The organism is Pseudomonas sp. AP3_22 TE3818 (assembly GCF_053628995.1).
The window spans coordinates 906,984-922,541 of sequence record NZ_JBRJHL010000001.1; the positions used below are offsets into that span (position 1 = coordinate 906,984).

A 15,558-nucleotide genomic window follows, 5' to 3' on the forward strand; every position below is an offset into this window, starting at 1 on the left:
AGGAGAGTCTGAATGAGCCAAGTGTTGGAAGATCTGGTCGACTTGCTGACCCTGGAACCGATCGAAGAAAACCTGTTCCGCGGCCGTAGCCAGGACCTGGGTTTCCGTCAGCTGTTCGGTGGCCAGGTACTTGGTCAGTCGCTGTCGGCGGCGAGTCAGACGGTAGAAGAGGCGCGCCATGTGCATTCGATGCACGGCTATTTCCTGCGTCCGGGTGATGCCGGTTTGCCGGTGGTGTATCAAGTTGACCGGGTGCGTGACGGCGGCAGTTTCAGCACGCGTCGGGTGACGGCGATCCAGAAGGGCCACCCGATCTTTACGTGCAGTGCGTCGTTCCAGTACGACGAGGAAGGCTTTGAGCACCAGAGCGAAATGCCGGTTGTGGTTGGCCCGGAAAATCTGCCTTCGGAGCTGGAACTGACCCAGCAGCGCGCGCACCTGATTCCCGAGAAAATGCGCGAAAAGCTGTTGTGCCCCAAGCCGATCGAATTCCGCCCGGTGACTGAAAAAGATCCCTACAACCCGCTGCCGTCCGATCCGGTCAAGTACGTCTGGTTCCGCGCCGACGGGGCCTTGGCCGATTCGCCGGCGCTGCATAAATACCTGCTGGCCTATGCATCGGACTTCGGTCTGCTGGTCACCTCGATGCAGCCCCACGGCAAATCGGTCTGGCACAAGGACATGCAAGTCGCCAGCCTCGATCACGCACTGTGGTTCCACCAGAATCTGCGTGCCGATGATTGGCTGCTCTACGCGATGGACAGCCCGTGGGCCGGCAACTCGCGCGGATTCTCCCGAGGCAGCGTGTTCAATCGCGCCGGGCAACTGGTGGCCTCGGTCACCCAGGAAGGCTTGATCCGTCACCGCAAGGATTGGGCGTGAGCCTGGCCGACGTGCGTCACTGGGTGTTCGACATGGACGGCACCCTGACCGTGGCCGTGCATGACTTCGCGGCGATTCGCGTAGCCTTGGCGATTCCTGCCGAAGCCGACATCCTGACCCACCTCGCCGCACTGCCGGCCGATGAAGCCGCCGCCAAGCATGCGTGGCTGCTGGAGCACGAACGGGATCTGGCCCTCGGTTCGAAGCCGGCGCCGGGTGCGGTGGAGTTGGTGCGCGAGCTGGCCGGGCGCGGTTATCGCCTGGGCATTCTCACGCGCAATGCACGGGAGCTGGCGCATGTCACGCTGGAGGCCATTGGCCTGGCCGACTGCTTTGCGGTCGAGGACGTGCTGGGTCGTGATGAAGCACCACCGAAGCCGCATCCGGGCGGTTTACTGAAACTGGCCGAAGCGTGGAAGGTGCCGGCAAGCGAGATGGTGATGGTCGGTGATTACCGTTTTGATCTGGATTGCGGGCGAGCGGCGGGGGCGCGGACTGTGTTGGTGAATCTGCCGGATAATCCTTGGCCGGAATTGTCCGATTGGCATGCGGCGGATTGTGTCGAGTTGCGGCAGATGCTTTCTGCCTGAAGAATCGGCTGTCTGATCTGACGCCTTCGCGAGCAAGCCCGCTCCCATAAGGGATTTGTGAACGACACAGATCCAATGTGGGAGCGGGCTTGCTCGCGAAGAGGCAGGCCCAGGCACTACAAGAGTCATTCCCCAAACAACGCCTTCTGCCCCTCCGGCGAGGTAAACATCCCGTCCCCGCTATGCCCGACTCCGGGCACCTCAATCAGTTGCTGATTCAACCCTCGCGGTTGCAGCCGCTTCAGATAATCAAAGTAAAAACGCCCGCGCGCCAACCGATACGGCCCTTGCGCCATGGCCTCACAGCTCTTGTCCAGCGCCGGATGATTCGGGTCTGTGTCCTGCTGGCCCAGTAGGTAAACGATGTCACGCTTAAGGTACTTTTCCTGCAGTTGTGTGGGCGTTTGTCCTTCGGCGTAAGCGGGCAAATCCGCTAGCCCATACTTCCAGCGATTGAATTGCGGGCAACCGGCGTGGCTGAACGCCACGGGCCGGCGCTCATCGAAATAGGCATAGGACGACGGGTTGGCAATCACGTATCGAACCTGTACGCCGGCCGCCTCGAGGGCTGGCTGATCATGACCGAGCAAGGCATAGCGCTGAACCACCTGCGCGCCCCCGGAGTGCCCAGCGATGACGATTTGCTTCACATCCGGAAACTGCTGGCGATCTCCCAGGCGGGCAATGATTTCGTCGAGCGCCGCGTAGGAACTCAGCCGAAACGGTGCCGTGGATTCACCGCCGGCCATCCATTCATTGCCTTGCCAGCGCAAAACGGTGTCGGCCACCGGATGAGCCGCCACATCGGTTTCATTGAGGAATTGCGGGGCAATCACCAGGGTCGTTGCGCTTTGTCCGGCCAGTTCGGCCGCGTGCTCACCGCTCTGCAGATAGGTTTGCGCGTTGCGCAAGCGACCGTGGAGGATGATCAGCACCCGTTCGATTTTTGTCGGGGCGGGGCTGATGCCCACCGCGATTTCACCTGATTTCAACAGCAGGCGCCCGGGGCTGAGTTCCTTGACCTCATGCTCGGCGGCCTGGGACGTTGCGCAAGTAAACAGAACAACCAACAACCACTTCTTCATTTACAGATTTTTCGTCGCAAAGGTATCGCACTGGCTTACCTGGCCTTGGGCGAAACCGGTTTTGAACCAGCGCACCCGTTGCGCCGACGTACCGTGGGTGAACGAGTCCGGGACCACGCGGCCCTGACCCTGTTGCTGCAAACGATCGTCACCGATGGCGTTCGCTGCGTTCAGTGCTTCTTCGATGTCGCCCGGTTCCAGCCAGTTCAGGCGCTTCTGCGCATTGTTGGCCCAGACACCGGCCAGGCAATCGGCTTGCAGTTCCTGACGAACCAGCAAACCGCCGTCGCCTTCCATCTGCCGGCCTTGTTGGCGGGCCGCCTGGATCTTTGCGGACACCCCAAGCAGGGTCTGCACATGGTGTCCGACTTCGTGAGCGATGACGTAGGCCTGAGCGAAGTCGCCCGCGGCGGAAAAACGTTGGGACATTTCCTGGAAGAACGCCATGTCCAGGTAGACCTTCTGGTCCGCCGGGCAATAGAACGGCCCGGTCGCCGAGCTGGCCAGACCGCAGGCTGAATTCACGCGGTTGCTGAACAGCACCAGGGTCGGTTCTTTGTATTGACGGCCGGCCTGCTGGAATATCGCGCCCCAGGTGTCTTCGGTGTCGCCGAGGATCGAGCGCACGAACTCCGCGCCTTCGTCATTGGCCGGTGGTGCCTTGCGGCTCTGGTTGGTGGCGGGCGCCGATTGCTGGTCCATTTGCCCGGTCAGTTGTCCGAGGATTTGCAGTGGATCCTGGCCGGTGATCCAGCCGATGCCGACGATCAGCAGGATCGCCGTCAGGCTCAGGCCCTTGCCACCGCCGAAGCGCATCCCGCCGCCGCCACTGCCGACATCATCACCACGGGCATCGACCACGTTGTCGCTGCGTCGGCCTTTTTTCCATAGCATGTGCGAATCCTCTTCTGTTCCGGGTCACGAGCCGTGCGATGAGTGTTGCTGCCAAGTGGGAGCCGCGCCAGTCCGGTCGTCAGACTGCCGGTTGCGCGACTGGTTCCACATTTTGCTTCGTGGGGCTTCTCTTCTAGAATCAGCCAAATTTTGTTTGGGACATACCATGGCTGGCAGTCAGATCGAACGTGTCTTCAGCGTGCTGGAAAGCCTGACCGGTGAACCGCAGGGTTTGCCGATGCAGACGTTGGCCGAGCAACTGGAAATCCCTAAAAGCGCGACTCATCGTTTGCTCGCTGAACTGATTCGCCTGGGGTACGTGCGGCAGAATCCGGACAACCTGCGCTATCACCTGTCGACCAAGCTGGTGGCCATGGGCTTTCGATACTTGTCTGGCAGCGGCGCGGATATTATCCAGCCGGTGCTCGATCGTCTGGCCGGGGAAACCGGTGAGCTGGTGCGTCTGGGGGTGATCCAGGGGGAGCGCCAGGTGTGGATCGCCAAGTCCCAGGGTGCCCGTTCCGGTCTGCGCTACGACCCGGACATGGGGCGCGATGCGCCTTTGTTCTATACGGCTTCCGGGCACGCATGGCTGGCGTGCCTGAGCGATGCCGAGGCGTTGTCGCTGGTCGAGCGGCAAGGGACGAAATTGCCTCGGGACGTCGGGCCTAATGCACCGCGTTCGAATATTGAACTGCTGGAGCGCTTGCGTCTGGCGCGGGAGCAGGGGTATGCCTGGGTCGAGGAAAGTTCGGCGGTGGGCACCTCGGCGATTGCCGCCGTGGTGCGTCATCCACTGGATGGCCGGGTCATCGGCGTGCTCAGTATTGCCGGGCCAAGTGCGCGAATGCCCGGCGCGCGATTGCATGAATTGGCGCCGACCTTGTTGAAATACGCCGATGAGCTTTCACTGGCGAGCCAGGCATCAGAGTTGTTCAGTTGAACCTGAAGTCTGCTTGAATAAACAGTGTGCGGTATTCGCCCACTTTCTTGAGTCGTAGATTTCATAAAATGGAACCAGGTTCTAAATTATTCATGTCTCGCCTCAACCCATAAAAGGACTTTGTCTTGACGTCGCCCAGCAGCACCCCGCTTTCCGGCGTCAATCAGCCCTTCAAAGGGATCCTGCTGATCGTTGTCGCGACTTTTCTGTTTTCCAGCCACGACGCCTTTTCCAAATACCTCTCCGGTTTCTATCCCATTGTCATGGTGGTCTGGGCGCGTTACGTGGTTCACACCTTGCTGATGGCCGGGATTTTCCTGCCGCAATCAGGGCTGCGGGTGCTGCGTACCAAGCGGCCATTTCTGCAACTGACCCGGGCATTGTGCCTGCTGGGCACCAGTTTGTTTTTCACCACGGGGCTGATGTACATCCCGTTGGCCGAGGCCACGTCGGTCAACTTCCTGGCGCCGGTGCTGGTCACCGCGCTGTCGGTGCCGCTGCTTGGCGAGCGTGTGACGCGGGGGCAATGGCTGGCGGTGATTTTTGGTTTCAGCGGGGTGCTGATCATCGTTCATCCAGGGGGAGATCTGTTTACCCCGGCGGTGTTGCTGCCGTTCTGCTCGGCGTTGTTTTTCTGCTTCTATCAACTGCTGACGCGCAAGCTCAGCGAGATTGACAGCCCGACCACCAGCAACTTTTTCGCGGGCCTGTGCAACACGCTGGTGATGAGCGCGCTGGTGCCGTTCTTCTGGCAGACGCCGAACCTGGTGCATGGCGCGATGATGCTGGCGCTGGGGGCCTGCGGGATGACGGCTCACCTGTTCCTGACCCAGGCGTTCCGACTCGCGGCACCGGCACTGTTGGCGCCGTTCAGCTATTGCCAGATCATCTTCGCCGGCCTGCTGGGCTGGCTGCTGTTTTCCCATACGCCGACACTGACCACCGTGCTCGGTATTGCCGTGATCTGTTGCAGCGGATTGGCGGCCGCGTGGCAGCAAAGCCGCCGCTAGGCAAAGGTTTCATCATGCAATCCCGGGGAATTGTAGGAGCCAGCTTGCTGGCGATGGACTCAAATGCGCCGCGTTCATCCAGATCACACGCGTTATCGTTAACGACCATCGCTGGCAAGCCAGCTCCTACAGGAGACCGCGTCTGTAGGAGCCAGCTTGCTGGCGATGGACTCAAATGCGCCGCGTTCATCCAGATCACACGCGTTATCGTTAACGACCATCGCTGGCAAGCCAGCTCCTACAGGAGACCGCGTCTGTAGGAGCCAGCTTGCTGGCGATGGACTCCAGTGCGCCGCGTTTATCCAGATCACACGCGTAATCGTTAACGACCATCGCTGGCAAGCCAGCTCCTACAGGAGACCGCGTCTGTAGGAGCCAGCTTGCTGGCGATGGACTCAAATGCGCCGCGTTTATCCAGATCACACGCGTTATCGTTAACGACCATCGCTGGCAAGCCAGCTCCTACAGGAGACCGCGTCTGTAGGAGCCAGCTTGCTGGCGATGGACTCCAGTGCGCCGCGTTTATCCAGATCACACGCGTAATCATTAACGACCATCGCTGGCAAGCCAGCTCCTACAGGAGACCGCGTCTGTAGGAGCCAGCTTGCTGGCGATGGACTCCAGTGCGCCGCGTTCATCCAGATCACACGCGTTATCGTTAACGACCATCGCTGGCAAGCCAGCTCCTACAGGAGACCGCGTCTGTAGGAGCCGGCTTGCTGGCGATGGACTCCAGTGCGCCGCGTTTATCCAGATCACACGCGTAATCGTTAACGACCATCGCTGGCAAGCCAGCTCCTACAGAAGGCCGCGTCCGCGTCGAAAATGATGTGACCTCCAAAAACCAGTGAAGGCCAAAAAAAACGCAGGCCCGAAACCGGACCTGCGCCGAGGGAACATCAGTCTTCTACTGTCGGAATCTTGCGCGGTGCCATGAAGTACATCCAGGTCAGCGCGATGAAGTACATCGCCGGAATCAGCGTGAACAGCACGGTGTAGTTGTTGTTGGTGACGGTCAGGATATGGCCGACCAACTGGGTCATGAACATCCCGCCAATCGCAGCACACATACCTCCGAAGCCGAATACTGTGCTCATCATGTGCTTGGGTGTGTAGTCCATCACCAGGCTCCAGATGTTTGCGGTCCAGGCCTGGTGTGCGCCGATGGCCAGGGAAATGGCGGCTACGGCGACCCACAGATTGCTGGAGCCGGCAGCCATGACCACGCCGATGATGCAGCAGGCGAACAGCAGCATCGACATCAGCCGCGCCTTGATCGGGTTGATCCCGCGACCGATCAGGAACGAGGAGAGGATGCCGCCGCCAACGCTGCCGAAGTCGGCGGTGAGGTAAATGATGATCAGCGGAATGCCCATCTGGGTCACGTTGATGCCCAGGTTGTATTGCTGATTGAGGAACGGCGGCAGCCAGTACAGGTAGAACCAGAACACCGGCGCGGTCATCGAGTAGGCGAGGGCGAAGGCCCAAGTGCCGCGCATGCGCAGGATCTTCGAGAACGGCACGCGGGTTTGTTCCGGCTCGACTTCTTTCTGGATGTAGTCCAGTTCCGATTGTTTGACGCTCGGATGCTCTTCCGGGTTGAAGTACTTCAAGGCCCAGCACACCAGCCAGATCCCGCCCAGTGCCGACATGCACAGGAACGCGGCCTGCCAGCCCCATGCGTGGAGGATCAGTGGCAGCAGCATCGGGGTGAACATCGCACCGACGTTGGTCCCGGCATTGAATATCCCGGTGGCCACGGCGCGCTCGCCGGCCGGGAACCACAGGCGGGTGGTTTTCACGCAGGCCGGGTAGTTGGCGGCTTCGGTCAGGCCGAGGATGAAACGGCAGACCATGAAGCCGGCCGCCGAAGTGGCCAGGCCATGAGCGCCGGTCGCCAGGCTCCAGAGCAACACCGCGCAGAAGAATACGCGTTTGACGCCGACCCGGTCGATCAGCCGGCCCTGCAGTACGAAGCCAATGGCATAGCCGACCTGGAACCAGAAGTTGATGTTGGCGTAATCCATCGCCGTCCAGCTCATTTCCTTGGCCAGGATGGGCTGCATCACACCCAGTGCGGCGCGGTCGATGTAGTTCAGGGTAGTGGCGAAAAACACCAGCGCCAGCATGCCCCAACGGGTTTTGCCGACCGCCATGGCGCCGCGGATCTTGTCGCCGATACCACCGGCAGTGACGCTCATGGCCGGAGCCATGCGTGAGCTTTGGGAAGGAAGCATATGTACCACCCGTTTTTTTGAATTTGTTATTTGGTGTTTTGGACATCGCAGCCGGTGCTGCGAGTCCGGATTCAATGTGGGGGTCGATGTTGGGCAGTGGACAAAAAATCGTCAATTCGCCAACCACCATTGTGTTCGATAATCGAACGCAAAACTAACTGGATAGTACACTTTGAATTGCTGTGTGGGATCGCGCAGCCAATAATTCACTCAAAGTTAAACGCGCCCCCTGCAGGAGCCAGGCTTGCTGGCGATAGCGTCCGCGAGATCGTCATCGCCGGTAAGCCTGGCTCCTACAAAAGCGTGCGATGTCCCTAACAAGATTGCCTCCACCGGGAGTCGAAACATGCAGCGTTCCATTGCCACCGTGTCCTTGAGCGGTACCCTGCCGGAAAAACTCGAAGCCATTGCCGCCGCCGGGTTCGACGGTGTGGAGATTTTCGAGAACGACCTTCTCTACTACGACGGCAGCCCACGGGAAATTAAACAGATGTGCGCCGATCTCGGGATCGCCATCACCCTGTTTCAACCTTTCCGTGATTTCGAAGGCTGCCGGCGTGATCGGTTGTCGCGCAATCTGGAACGCGCCGAGCGCAAATTCGACCTGATGCAGGAACTGGGCACCGACCTGGTGCTGGTGTGCAGCAACGCCTCGGCCGACTCCATCGGTGATGAACAGATTCTGGTCGACGATTTGCGCCTGCTGGCTGAGCACGCCGGGGCCCGTGGTCTACGCATCGGTTACGAAGCGCTGGCCTGGGGCCGGCATGTGAACACGTATCAACAGGTGTGGAACATCGTGCGTCAGGCCGATCATCCAAGCCTTGGCGTGTTGTTGGACAGCTTTCACACCCTGTCGCTCAAGGGCGATCCGAGCGCTATCGCCGAGATTCCCGGCGACAAGATCTTCTTCGTGCAAATGGCCGACGCACCGATCCTGGCCATGGACGTGCTGGAGTGGAGCCGGCATTTTCGCTGCTTCCCGGGGCAGGGGGAGTTCGACTTGCCGGGGTTCCTCGCGCCGATCATCCAGAGCGGCTACACCGGGCCATTGTCGCTGGAGATCTTCAACGACGGCTTCCGCGCCGCGCCGCCACGAGCCAATGCCGCCGACGGCTTGCGCTCGTTGTTGTATCTGGAAGAGAAGACCCGCGAGCGTCTGGCTCGGGAAGCCAAGCCAATGGCCAGTCCTGAGATTCTGTTCGAAACACCGAAGGCCAGCGAGTACAACGGCATCGAATTTCTCGAATTCGCCGTGGATGAAAGCCTCGGCGCCAAGCTCTCCCATTGGCTGGAGCGACTGGGTTTCGTCAAGGCCGGGCAGCATCGCTCCAAGAGCGTCAGCCTGCTGCGTCAGGGCGATATCAACCTGATCCTCAACTCCGAACCGTACTCCTTCGGCCACAGCTTTTTCGAAGCCCACGGCCCTTCGCTGTGCGCTACGGCCGTGCGGGTCAAGGACAGCGCCAGCGCACTGGCCCGCGCCGTAGCCTACAAGGGCCAGCCCTATCGCGGGCTGGTCGGCCCCAACGAACTGGAGCTGGCGGCGGTGCGTGCACCGGATGGCAGCCTGATTTATCTGGTGGATCAACACGCCGATGTTTATGGCACGGACTTCAATCTGTACCCGCAAGCACCGGTCAGCGGCGGCCTCAAGCGCATTGACCACATGGCCATGGCGCTGCCGGCCGACAGCCTCGACAGTTGGGTGCTGTTCTACAAGAGCCTGCTGGATTTCGAGGCGGACGATGAAGTGGTGCTGCCGGATCCTTATGGTCTGGTGAAGAGCCGAGCCTTGCGCAGTCGCGACAGTTCGATCCGCTTGCCGCTGAACATTTCCGAGAACCGCAACACCGCGATCTCACACGCGCTGTCGAGTTATCGCGGCTCCGGAGTGCATCACATAGCCTTTGACTGTGATGACATCTTTGCCCAGGTCAGCCGTGCAAAAGAGGCGGGTGTGCCGTTGTTGGATATTCCGCTCAACTACTATGATGACTTGGCGGCGCGCTTCGATTTCGACGATGAGTTCCTCAGCGAGCTGGCCTACTACAACGTGTTGTACGACCGCGACGCCCAGGGCGGGGAGCTGTTTCACGTGTATACCGAGCCGTTCGAGGGGCGGTTCTTCTTTGAAATCATCCAGCGCAAAAACGGGTATGCCGGCTACGGCGCGGCCAACGTGGCGGTGCGGCTGGCGGCCATGGCCAAATCCCGAAGCGGAGCCATCCGTCAGGCCAAGTTGTAGGAAATTCGTAAACGCGGGATTAAACGTAGGCCGCGCGGCTTCCTTCACCGTGCCGCGCAGCCCATAATCGCCAGCCTGTGCAGTGATGGCCGTGAGCCCGCAATGACAATGACTTCAGAACTCCCCGCAGCCTCCGTAGAACCCGGTACCGAGCCGCGCAAGAGTCGCAAGAACAACCCGGAAAAGACCCGCGAAAACATCCTGCAGGAGGCGATTGTCGAATTCGTCCAGCAGGGGCTTTCCGGGGCTCGCGTCGATGCCATTGCCGAGCGCATCCACACCTCCAAGCGCATGATCTACTACTACTTCGGCAGCAAGGAGCAGCTCTACGTCGAGGTCCTGGAAAAACTTTACGGCGATATCCGCAGCACTGAAAGCCGTTTGCACCTGACCGAACTGGCACCGGTGGAAGCGATTCGGCGGCTGGTTGAATTCACATTCGATCACCACGATCGCAACGTCGATTTCGTGCGCATCGTCAGCATCGAAAACATTCACAACGCCGAGTACGTGAAGCGCTCCGATGCGATCAGGGCGATGAACAACACCGTTCTCGATTCCCTCGATGTGATCCTGCGTAGGGGCGTTGAAGAGGGGGTATTCCGCGCCGGCCTGGTGCCGCTGGATGTGCATCTGCTGATCAGTTCGTTCTGCTTTTATCGCGTCTCGAACCGCCATACCGTGGGTGAGATTTTCCAGATCGACTTGCCGGATGAGCGCATCAAGCAGCGTCATCGGGAGATGATTTGCGAGTCGGTGCTGCGCTATTTGCAGGCTTGAAAAGATCGCAGCCTTCGGCAGCTCCTACGTCAATCGCATTGATTTGTAGGAGCTGCCGAAGGCTGCGATCTTTTGATCTTCAGTCATTCATGCCCTGGAAATGTTCGAGCATTCTCTGGGCATCCGGCACCACGCCGCTGAACAACTCGAATGCCTTCACCGCCTGAAACACGGCCATGTTGCCGCCGTCCAGCGTCCGGCAACCGAGAGCGCGGGCGTTGCGCAGCAGTTCGGTTTCCAGCGGGAAGTAAACGATCTCCGCCACCCACAACTCGGCTCGAAGCAACTCGACCGGCACCGGCATGCCCGGCAGTTTTTTCATGCCCATTGGCGTGGTGTTCACCAGGCCGTCAGCCTGGGCCAAGGCGTTTGACAGGTCATACCCGGCCACCGCCAGAGCGACACCGAAATGCTGATTGAGGTTGTCGGCCAGATCCTGGGCGCGGCGGATGTCCACGTCAAAAATGCTCAATTGCTGTACGCCTTCGCTCAACAAGGCGTGGGCCACCGCCGCCCCTGCGCCGCCGGCGCCCATCTGGACGACACGTTCAACGGCAACGCCTTTCAGACCCCGTCGGAAGCCTTCGGCAAAGCCCAGGCAATCGGTGTTGTGGCCGATGCGTTTGCCATCCTTGAGCACCACCGTGTTGACTGCACCGATACCGCGGGCCTCCGGCGAGAGTTCGTCCAGCAGCGGGATGATTGCCTGCTTGCAGGGAAAGGTGATGTTCAAGCCGGTGAAGTTCATGCGCTCGGCGGCCATCAACAGGTCGGGCAGGGCGTTGCTGTCGAGTTTCAACTGATCAAGATCAATCAGGCGGTAGAGGTAGCGCAGCCCTTGGGCATCGCCTTCATGCTCGTGCAAGGCCGGTGTGCGGGAAGCCTGGATGCCGGCGCCGATCAGCCCGGCCAGTACCACGTTGTTCTGAGTCACGGCGATCACCCCTTCAAACGATGACTGAAGTGTTCCAGCGCCAGGCGATAGCCGTGACTGCCGAAACCGGCCATCACCGCCGTGGCAATAGCGGATACGAACGAGTGGTGGCGGAAGGGCTCGCGGGCGTGCACGTTGGACAGGTGGACTTCGATGACCGGCAGCTCGCTAGCGACCAGGGCGTCGCGGATGGCGACCGAGGTGTGAGTCCATGCGGCGGGATTAATGATTATCCCGGCGCAGCGACCGCGGGCCGCGTGAATCCAGTCGAGCAATTCGCCCTCATGGTTGGTCTGGCGAAACTCCACCGCCAGGCCGAACTCTTCGGCGGCGCGTCCGCACAGGGCCGAAATGTCTGCCAGGGTTTCGTGGCCGTAAGTCGCCGGTTCACGGGTGCCGAGCAGGTTCAGGTTCGGGCCGTTGAGCACCAGAACGATAGGGGACATCGGAATCTCTCCACTTATTATTGTTGGACTCGGCCAAGGTTCTCAGCCTGTGGAGATAAATTGTACTAACTAGTTAATTCGGTCAATTGAAGAGAGGGCACACTGGCGGTTTGTGGGCGATGATCGGACACTATCTGTGTTCACCGTGGCAAATGCTCCACCAGAAAATCAATGAACGCCCTCAAGCGCAGCGGCACATGCCGACTTTGCGGGTACAACAGGGTGAATGGTCGCGAGCGCCCGCCATAGGGCTTGAGCACTTCCACCAGTGAGCCGTCGGCCAGCTCCTTTTCCACGATAAAACGATAGGTCTGAAACAACCCTGCCCCATGCTTGGCCAGCGTCACCCCGCCCAGTACATCATCGGAACAACTGAGGTTGCCCTCGGCCAGAATCTCCCGGGGCACACCTTCATCGTTGAACAACCAGGCAATGCGCCGGCCGCTGCTGGGCAATTCATACTGAATGCATTCGTGGTGTTCGAGGTCGTCGAGGGTTTGCGGAATGCCGGCCTGTTTCAGGTAATCAGGGCTGGCGATCAGCACCAGGGCGGCATCTTCCAACTGTCGGGCGATCAGACCGGAATCCGGGATGGCTCGCACGCGAATCGCCATGTCGTAGCCTTCGCCAACGAAATCGATGTTGCGATTGCTGATATGCGACTCGACTTTCACCGCGGGATAGCGCGCCCGAAATTCGGGCAGCAGCGGCAGGATTCGATGATGCGCGTAGGTGGTCGGAATACTGATGCGCAAAGTACCGGACGGCACTTGCTGCTGGCCCATGACCTCGCGCTGGGCCTCGACCAGTTGCGCAAGGGCCTGGCGACATTCTTCGTAATAACGGCGACCACTGTCAGTGAGCTTCACGCTACGCGTGGTGCGCGCGAAAAGGCGCACACCCAGGCGTTCTTCCATGCGCGACACCGATCGGCTCACGGCAGCGGGCGTGACACCTGCCACCAGCGCCGCGGCAGTAAAACTGCCAGCCTCGGCGGCCAGGCAAAACAGCTCAATGCTGCCCAACTGAAGATCGTCGAATTGTCGCTGCATGATTGATTACACCAGGGATCAGATGAAGAAGCTGGATCAGTATTTATCAGGTGACAGCGCTGTAAAGAAAGGATTTCTTACCAATTCGCGCGGTGTTACGCAGGTCCGGGAAGCACCAGAACGCTAGCCTGAGGACGGAAGAAATGATTCGGCGGCCAATGCCAGCGGTCGGATTTTCCAGGGAGTGTCGGATCTTCGGATTCAAAAACCTAACGGATGGGTTAGCATGAAGGTATGCAGTTTCAAAGGACTGTCGGTAGTGATCATGTTGCGAGACGAGCATTGTCCGCCTCATGCGCATGTGGACGCGGGGACGTGGAGTGCCAGATTCAGGTTCAGCTTTTGGCACAACGGTGTCGAGCTCTGGGATGTCGTTCCGCTATCGCGTCGGCCACCATTGGCGGTGCTTGAGGGTTTGCGCCAATCGCTCAAGCAACCTGCCCATTTGCGACGCGCCCGCGGCATCTGGTGGCGAAAACTACAAACGGCCTGTCTTGATAATCAACTGTGGGACTGGCAAAGCAACGAAGTCGTTGTAGTGAAAAGGGTTGTCAGCACGACCAATATGATTGGATCGGCTTGCTACGTACCTGAATCGAACAAGACATTACTGTCCCTGATCGGTGCACAGGAAGGTGTGGAGATCGAGTTATGAAAACGATAAAAGCCAAGGCTCAGGCCGATAATCCCGTAACGGAAAGTAGCCTGGACAAAGCCATTGAACGGGGCGAATTACGTAGAAAAAACAGCCTGCAAGCGACAGCGGTTAGCTACCTGGCTCCCTGTCTGGCAGTGCTCTTCGAAGACGGCAGCGGCGTGTTGTTGCCCGTGGCCGACTATTCGGAGTTCGATGATTTTGAGCTGGAGGACTACGCCAGTCTGACTGTCGGCTATGCGGGGAATGCACTGTGCCATGAAGGCAAGGACCTGCATGTGTCTATCGCCGGGATGATTTCTGCGAGCAAGCCGCTGATGGCCATGGCGGCCTCGGTCGTCGCTTCGCGCAATGGTCGCCAGAGCAGCGCCGCAAAGTCTGAAGCCGCGCGGGCCAACGGCAGGAAAGGCGGGCGCCCGCGCAAGGTCGATGTTGTCGTGTAAGTATGTCTAGTCCTGAAATAGGTTTACACCTGTTTCACCCTAACGCCCGATGCACCGCATCGGGCGTTTTGTATTTTAAAGACAGGTGCGGCCGCTCCTGGTTGTAGATCGTGACCGCCTCTTGCACCATCTGTGTGGCCTGCGCCAAATCCGCTGGTCGATGGATCAAGAACTCTGTTTTCAAGATGCCGTTGACCCGCTCTGCCAAGGCGTTCTGGTAGCAGTCGTAGCCATCAGTCATCGAGCAAGTAATGCCATGTTTTGCGTGCACTTCTTGGTAAAGGGCCGAGCAGTACTGGGCGCCTCGATCCGAGTGATGGACTAGTTTCTGACCGCTTCGACGCCGCTTCAAAGCCATTCGAAAGGCTTGCACCACGGAGTTGGTGTGCAGATTCTCATGCACGTGATAGCCGACTATTTTTCTCGAAAAGGCATCCGTCACCAAACTCAAATAGGCCACGCCATCACGGGTAGGCAGGTACGTAATATCGGCCACCCAGACCTGTTCCGGGCCGTTAGCGATTATTTGTTCCGGGCTTGGTTTCAGCAAATTGGGGTGCCGGCGGAAGCGATGATGACTGTCGGTCGTCTTGTGATACGCTCGCTTTCTGTGGACCAACTGGCGGCTTTCACGCAAAACCGCGAATAAACGATCCCGGCCAACATGAAGCTCCCGTTGCTCGCGCTGCTCATGCATCATCGAGTGCAGCTTCCGGGTACCGATGCAAGGTTGGCGGACACGGATTTTCTGTACAAACGCTATGAGCTGCCGATCCTGGTCGGCCCGAGCCCTGTAGACCCGGTTACGTTTGTAATAGGCCTGACGGCTTATTCCCATAAATTGGCAAGCCCTGCTGACACTCAGGGTTTGGGTTTGCGCAACGACTTGCCGGGTCGCTTTTTTACGACAGATACGCCGTAGTCGTTCTTCAGAACATCAACCACGGCTTCAAAAAATTGGGCTTTCTGATTCGCCAGCGCCAACTGCTCCTCAAGTTCTTTGATTCTTTGCTCGGGAGTCAATGGCAAGGTTGGCTCGTCCATAGGTCTGATCCTCTGGGAGCGAATGGAGGCGCCTTGGCTCCAGTCCTGGCGACCATGCTTGCGTAACCAAACCAACACCGTCGACCGACCCTGAATCCCATAGCGCCGCTGAGCCTCTTTATAACTCAACTCGCCTTTTTCGACCTGGTCGACGACCGATAATTTAAAAGCCAGCGTGTAATCACGCTGACTGCGTTTCGTACCCGTATCCATTGCACCTTCCTGAAAAGAAGTCAGAAGGTGTAAACCTTATTCAGGACGGGACAGTACCCACAAAAAAGCCGTCGTGAAGACGGCTTTTTTGTGCCTGGCAGA

Annotated in this window: 21 protein-coding genes; 8 read left to right on the forward strand and 13 right to left on the reverse strand. The window is 59.2% G+C overall.

Annotation, left to right across the window (positions count from 1 at the left end; genetic code table 11):
* Window positions 1–12 precede the first annotated feature (12 nt).
* Window positions 13–882, forward strand: coding sequence for an acyl-CoA thioesterase II (tesB, locus tag AB7M25_RS04310; protein ID WP_104451364.1), 870 nt, complete (start codon window positions 13–15; stop codon window positions 880–882).
* Window positions 879–1,472: an HAD family hydrolase gene (locus AB7M25_RS04315; RefSeq protein WP_454237008.1), complete on the forward strand. Its 594-nt coding sequence runs from the start codon at window positions 879–881 to the stop codon at window positions 1,470–1,472. Before tesB ends, AB7M25_RS04315 begins: the two co-directional genes overlap by 4 nt.
* A 125-nt stretch (window positions 1,473–1,597) precedes the next feature.
* Here the strand turns inward: AB7M25_RS04315 and AB7M25_RS04320 are convergent, their stop codons facing one another.
* Window positions 1,598–2,557: an alpha/beta fold hydrolase gene (locus tag AB7M25_RS04320; RefSeq protein ID WP_454237009.1), complete on the reverse strand. Its 960-nt coding sequence runs from the start codon at window positions 2,555–2,557 to the stop codon at window positions 1,598–1,600.
* Window positions 2,558–3,451 carry a KPN_02809 family neutral zinc metallopeptidase gene (gene ypfJ, locus AB7M25_RS04325; RefSeq protein ID WP_429518527.1) on the reverse strand — a complete coding sequence of 298 codons (894 nt, stop codon included), beginning with the start codon at window positions 3,449–3,451 and terminating at the stop codon, window positions 2,558–2,560.
* Window positions 3,452–3,617: 166 nt separating this feature from the next.
* On the opposite strand from ypfJ, the gene AB7M25_RS04330 reads away from it, so the two are divergent.
* Together AB7M25_RS04330 and AB7M25_RS04335 are read left to right on the forward strand one after the other, a co-directional pair.
* Window positions 3,618–4,394, forward strand: a complete 777-nt coding sequence (locus AB7M25_RS04330; RefSeq protein WP_429518528.1) for an IclR family transcriptional regulator — start codon at window positions 3,618–3,620, stop codon at window positions 4,392–4,394.
* Window positions 4,395–4,519: 125 nt separating this feature from the next.
* Entirely contained in the window at window positions 4,520–5,404 is an 885-nt protein-coding gene (locus tag AB7M25_RS04335; protein ID WP_429518529.1) for a DMT family transporter, read from the forward strand.
* A gap of 98 nt (window positions 5,405–5,502) precedes the next feature.
* On the opposite strand, the gene AB7M25_RS04340 is transcribed toward AB7M25_RS04335, so the two are convergent.
* The 7 genes from AB7M25_RS04340 to AB7M25_RS04370 all read right to left on the reverse strand — a co-directional run bounded on the left by AB7M25_RS04340 (window position 5,503) and on the right by AB7M25_RS04370 (window position 7,641).
* A complete protein-coding gene (locus tag AB7M25_RS04340; protein ID WP_454237010.1) occupies window positions 5,503–5,625 on the reverse strand; it encodes a hypothetical protein in 123 nt (40 codons plus the stop codon).
* The gene (locus AB7M25_RS04345; protein ID WP_454237011.1) at window positions 5,615–5,737 is read right to left on the reverse strand and encodes a hypothetical protein; all 123 of its coding nucleotides are present in this window, start codon (window positions 5,735–5,737) and stop codon (window positions 5,615–5,617) included. The genes AB7M25_RS04340 and AB7M25_RS04345 overlap by 11 nt, the downstream gene beginning before the upstream one ends.
* Window positions 5,727–5,849: a hypothetical protein gene (locus AB7M25_RS04350; RefSeq protein ID WP_454237012.1), complete on the reverse strand. Its 123-nt coding sequence runs from the start codon at window positions 5,847–5,849 to the stop codon at window positions 5,727–5,729. Before AB7M25_RS04350 ends, AB7M25_RS04345 begins: the two co-directional genes overlap by 11 nt.
* Entirely contained in the window at window positions 5,839–5,961 is a 123-nt protein-coding gene (locus AB7M25_RS04355) for a hypothetical protein (protein ID WP_454237011.1), read from the reverse strand. The genes AB7M25_RS04350 and AB7M25_RS04355 overlap by 11 nt, the downstream gene beginning before the upstream one ends.
* Window positions 5,951–6,073, reverse strand: a complete 123-nt coding sequence (locus AB7M25_RS04360; protein ID WP_454237013.1) for a hypothetical protein — start codon at window positions 6,071–6,073, stop codon at window positions 5,951–5,953. Before AB7M25_RS04360 ends, AB7M25_RS04355 begins: the two co-directional genes overlap by 11 nt.
* Window positions 6,063–6,185 carry a hypothetical protein gene (locus tag AB7M25_RS04365; protein ID WP_454237014.1) on the reverse strand — a complete coding sequence of 41 codons (123 nt, stop codon included), beginning with the start codon at window positions 6,183–6,185 and terminating at the stop codon, window positions 6,063–6,065. Before AB7M25_RS04365 ends, AB7M25_RS04360 begins: the two co-directional genes overlap by 11 nt.
* Before the next feature lie 118 nt (window positions 6,186–6,303).
* Window positions 6,304–7,641: an MFS transporter gene (locus AB7M25_RS04370; protein WP_429519619.1), complete on the reverse strand. Its 1,338-nt coding sequence runs from the start codon at window positions 7,639–7,641 to the stop codon at window positions 6,304–6,306.
* Between the two features lie 346 nt (window positions 7,642–7,987).
* Between AB7M25_RS04370 and quiC the strand changes: the two genes are divergently transcribed.
* Together quiC and AB7M25_RS04380 are read left to right on the forward strand one after the other, a co-directional pair.
* Window positions 7,988–9,889: a 3-dehydroshikimate dehydratase QuiC gene (gene quiC / locus AB7M25_RS04375; protein ID WP_454237015.1), complete on the forward strand. Its 1,902-nt coding sequence runs from the start codon at window positions 7,988–7,990 to the stop codon at window positions 9,887–9,889.
* A gap of 102 nt (window positions 9,890–9,991) precedes the next feature.
* Window positions 9,992–10,669: a TetR/AcrR family transcriptional regulator gene (locus tag AB7M25_RS04380; RefSeq protein ID WP_015096928.1), complete on the forward strand. Its 678-nt coding sequence runs from the start codon at window positions 9,992–9,994 to the stop codon at window positions 10,667–10,669.
* Between the two features lie 79 nt (window positions 10,670–10,748).
* Here AB7M25_RS04380 and AB7M25_RS04385 read toward each other — a convergent pair whose 3' ends face one another.
* From AB7M25_RS04385 to AB7M25_RS04395, 3 genes are all read right to left on the reverse strand, one after another.
* The gene (locus AB7M25_RS04385; protein WP_429519622.1) at window positions 10,749–11,603 is read right to left on the reverse strand and encodes a shikimate dehydrogenase; all 855 of its coding nucleotides are present in this window, start codon (window positions 11,601–11,603) and stop codon (window positions 10,749–10,751) included.
* A 5-nt stretch (window positions 11,604–11,608) separates the two neighbouring features.
* Window positions 11,609–12,049 carry a type II 3-dehydroquinate dehydratase gene (aroQ, locus tag AB7M25_RS04390; RefSeq protein WP_258682678.1) on the reverse strand — a complete coding sequence of 147 codons (441 nt, stop codon included), beginning with the start codon at window positions 12,047–12,049 and terminating at the stop codon, window positions 11,609–11,611.
* A gap of 140 nt (window positions 12,050–12,189) precedes the next feature.
* Window positions 12,190–13,101, reverse strand: a complete 912-nt coding sequence (locus AB7M25_RS04395; protein ID WP_095965678.1) for a LysR family transcriptional regulator — start codon at window positions 13,099–13,101, stop codon at window positions 12,190–12,192.
* A gap of 226 nt (window positions 13,102–13,327) precedes the next feature.
* Between AB7M25_RS04395 and AB7M25_RS04400 the strand changes: the two genes are divergently transcribed.
* On the forward strand, window positions 13,328–13,756 hold the full coding sequence (locus AB7M25_RS04400) for a DUF4160 domain-containing protein (protein ID WP_429383834.1): 429 nt from the start codon (window positions 13,328–13,330) through the stop codon (window positions 13,754–13,756).
* Entirely contained in the window at window positions 13,753–14,199 is a 447-nt protein-coding gene (locus AB7M25_RS04405; protein ID WP_429519624.1) for a DUF2442 domain-containing protein, read from the forward strand. Before AB7M25_RS04400 ends, AB7M25_RS04405 begins: the two co-directional genes overlap by 4 nt.
* 34 nt (window positions 14,200–14,233) lie before the next feature.
* Here the strand turns inward: AB7M25_RS04405 and AB7M25_RS04410 are convergent.
* Window positions 14,234–15,456 (reverse strand): IS3 family transposase gene (locus AB7M25_RS04410; protein WP_454236982.1). Its coding sequence is split into 2 segments (ribosomal slippage): window positions 14,234–15,105 and window positions 15,105–15,456, totalling 1,224 coding nucleotides; the frame shifts between segments, so codons are not numbered across the junction.
* Window positions 15,457–15,558 lie beyond the last annotated feature (102 nt).

What these genes read in the sequence shown, in the direction of transcription:
- AB7M25_RS04365 (WP_454237014.1), bottom strand. Translation starts at nt 6,185, where the DNA reads ATGGTCGTTAACGATTACGCGTGTGATCTGGATAAACGCGGCGCACTG.
- ypfJ (WP_429518527.1), bottom strand. Translation starts at nt 3,451, where the DNA reads ATGCTATGGAAAAAAGGCCGACGCAGCGACAACGTGGTCGATGCCCGT.
- AB7M25_RS04345 (WP_454237011.1), bottom strand. Translation starts at nt 5,737, where the DNA reads ATGGTCGTTAACGATTACGCGTGTGATCTGGATAAACGCGGCGCACTG.
- AB7M25_RS04380 (WP_015096928.1), top strand. Translation starts at nt 9,992, where the DNA reads ATGACAATGACTTCAGAACTCCCCGCAGCCTCCGTAGAACCCGGTACC.
- quiC (WP_454237015.1), top strand. Translation starts at nt 7,988, where the DNA reads ATGCAGCGTTCCATTGCCACCGTGTCCTTGAGCGGTACCCTGCCGGAA.
- tesB (WP_104451364.1), top strand. Translation starts at nt 13, where the DNA reads ATGAGCCAAGTGTTGGAAGATCTGGTCGACTTGCTGACCCTGGAACCG.
- AB7M25_RS04355 (WP_454237011.1), bottom strand. Translation starts at nt 5,961, where the DNA reads ATGGTCGTTAATGATTACGCGTGTGATCTGGATAAACGCGGCGCACTG.
- AB7M25_RS04350 (WP_454237012.1), bottom strand. Translation starts at nt 5,849, where the DNA reads ATGGTCGTTAACGATAACGCGTGTGATCTGGATAAACGCGGCGCATTT.
- AB7M25_RS04340 (WP_454237010.1), bottom strand. Translation starts at nt 5,625, where the DNA reads ATGGTCGTTAACGATAACGCGTGTGATCTGGATGAACGCGGCGCATTT.
- aroQ (WP_258682678.1), bottom strand. Translation starts at nt 12,049, where the DNA reads ATGTCCCCTATCGTTCTGGTGCTCAACGGCCCGAACCTGAACCTGCTC.
- AB7M25_RS04370 (WP_429519619.1), bottom strand. Translation starts at nt 7,641, where the DNA reads ATGCTTCCTTCCCAAAGCTCACGCATGGCTCCGGCCATGAGCGTCACT.
- AB7M25_RS04405 (WP_429519624.1), top strand. Translation starts at nt 13,753, where the DNA reads ATGAAAACGATAAAAGCCAAGGCTCAGGCCGATAATCCCGTAACGGAA.
- AB7M25_RS04400 (WP_429383834.1), top strand. Translation starts at nt 13,328, where the DNA reads ATGAAGGTATGCAGTTTCAAAGGACTGTCGGTAGTGATCATGTTGCGA.
- AB7M25_RS04360 (WP_454237013.1), bottom strand. Translation starts at nt 6,073, where the DNA reads ATGGTCGTTAACGATAACGCGTGTGATCTGGATGAACGCGGCGCACTG.
- AB7M25_RS04320 (WP_454237009.1), bottom strand. Translation starts at nt 2,557, where the DNA reads ATGAAGAAGTGGTTGTTGGTTGTTCTGTTTACTTGCGCAACGTCCCAG.
- AB7M25_RS04330 (WP_429518528.1), top strand. Translation starts at nt 3,618, where the DNA reads ATGGCTGGCAGTCAGATCGAACGTGTCTTCAGCGTGCTGGAAAGCCTG.
- AB7M25_RS04395 (WP_095965678.1), bottom strand. Translation starts at nt 13,101, where the DNA reads ATGCAGCGACAATTCGACGATCTTCAGTTGGGCAGCATTGAGCTGTTT.